The organism is Hyphomonas beringensis, assembly GCF_000682755.1.
Classification (GTDB): Bacteria; Pseudomonadota; Alphaproteobacteria; order Caulobacterales; family Hyphomonadaceae; genus Hyphomonas; species Hyphomonas beringensis.
In genome coordinates this window covers 1-1831 of record NZ_AWFF01000079.1, presented here as the reverse complement: position 1 = coordinate 1831, position 1831 = coordinate 1, and the positions used below count along the sequence as shown (strand labels likewise).

The following is a 1831-nucleotide window of genomic DNA, read 5'->3' as shown; positions in this document are numbered from 1 at the left end:
CGATGCTGGCACGGTCTGCCTGTTTCAATGGCAATGTTCTGTTGAATGTGGGCCCGCGGGGCGACACGATCATTCCGCCGGGGCAGGCGGACCGGCTTGAGGCTGTGGGCGCCTGGCTGAGCGTGGCAGGAGAAGGCATCCAGGATACGCGGCCTGTGCAGTTGCCGGAGCGGGAGGTTGATGGCCTCGCCATCGGCGCGACGCAGGGCGCAGGCGCACTGTATCTGCATGTTTTCGGCGAGCCGACGGGAGAGACGCTGAGCTTGCCACTGCCAGAGGGTGCGGGTGACGTGACGGCGGTACAGCAATTTGGCGGAGAGGTCAGCGACTGGTCCGCCAGCAATGGCCGCCTTACCGTCACCGTCCCGGCCTGGGCCGATACTGCCGTGCAGAGCATTAAGCTGGAGGTGAAGGCATGATTGTCGGTCTTGATGCGCGGGACATCCGCTTTCCTACATCCCGGCATATGCATGGCTCAGACGCCATGAATCCGGACCCGGATTATTCCTGCGCCTATGTCACGCTGGAAATGAGCGCCGGGGAACAGTCCGGCAATGGCCTGACCTTCACTATCGGGCGCGGGAATGATCTCTGTGTGGCGGCAATCGAGGGGCTTGGCTCTCATCTGATCGGGCGTAGTCTGGATGAGTTTGAAGAGGATCTTGGGCTCGTCTCTCGCCTGCTCCTAAATGATAGCCAGTATCGCTGGCTTGGCCCGGAAAAAGGCGTCGTACACCTCGCAGCTGCAGCGCTGATCAATGCCGTCTGGGATGCCCTGGCTAAGCGCGCGGGCAAACCCCTATGGCGTTATGTCAGCGACATGTCGCCGGAGCGCATGGTCTCTGCCATCGATTTCCGCCACATCGCAGACTATCTGCCACGCGAAGAAGCGCTGGAGCGTCTGACCGCTCAGCAGTCCGGAAAGGCCGCGCGGATTGAAACCCTGATGCAGGATGGCTATCCCGCCTATACAACATCTGCCGGCTGGATCGGCTATACGGATGAAGAGATTGTCCGCCGGCTGAAAGCGGCTTATGCCGAAGGCTGGCGGCACTTCAAGATCAAGGTAGGCGGAGACCTGCAAGGCGACCTCGCCCGGTGCAAGCTGTTCCGCGATACCCTGGGCTCAGACGTGCGGCTCAGCGTGGATGCCAATCAGGTCTGGAATGTTGCGGAGGCCGTTAAGGCCATCAAGGCCATGGCGCCCTATGATATCTATTGGGTCGAGGAGCCGACCAGCCCGGATGATGTGCTGGGCCACAAGGCCATTGCAGATCAGGTTTCACCTATATTGCTGGCGACGGGGGAACATGCCCACAATCGCGTGATGTTCAAACAATTCCTGCAGGCGCAGGCGATTGGCTTCTGCCAGATTGATGCGTGTCGCCTAGCCGGGGTGAATGAGGTGATCGCGGTGATGATGATGGCCGACAAGGCCGGGATTCCCGTGTGTCCGCATGCGGGCGGTGTAGGCCTTTGCGAATACGTGCAGCATCTCTCGATGATAGACTATGTCTGTATCTCGGGCACGATGGAGGGCCGCGTCATTGAACACGCAGCGCATTTGCACCAGCATTTCCGCAACCCGATTGAAATCCGGGAAGGGCGCTATATTGCGCCGACCGCCCCCGGCTATTCCGTTGATCTATGGCCTCAGAGCATTGCGGATCATGAATTCCCGCAGGGCAAGGAATGGGCCAAGGAGATGGCGTCGTGACGCAAGCGAGCCGGAAAACTCAGGCGCAGTATGATGCCAGTGCCGAAAGCCTTCAGGCGCATGAGGCGCCCGATTGGTTTCTGGATGCGAAGTTTGGCATCTTTATTCACTGGG

The 1831-nt window shown here is 60.0% G+C and carries 3 protein-coding genes; all 3 read left to right on the top strand.

The window, feature by feature from the left end; all coding sequences use genetic code 11:
• Positions 1–419: alpha-L-fucosidase (locus HY29_RS16150; RefSeq protein ID WP_034798878.1), on the top strand; the 419-nt coding region annotated here is incomplete at its 5' end.
• Entirely contained in the window at positions 416–1717 is a 1302-nt protein-coding gene (locus tag HY29_RS16145; RefSeq protein WP_034798875.1) for an enolase C-terminal domain-like protein, read from the top strand. The genes HY29_RS16150 and HY29_RS16145, both read left to right, overlap by 4 nt.
• On the top strand, positions 1693–1831 hold a 139-nt coding region (locus HY29_RS19980; RefSeq protein WP_155838387.1), incomplete at its 3' end, for an alpha-L-fucosidase. The genes HY29_RS16145 and HY29_RS19980, both read left to right, overlap by 25 nt.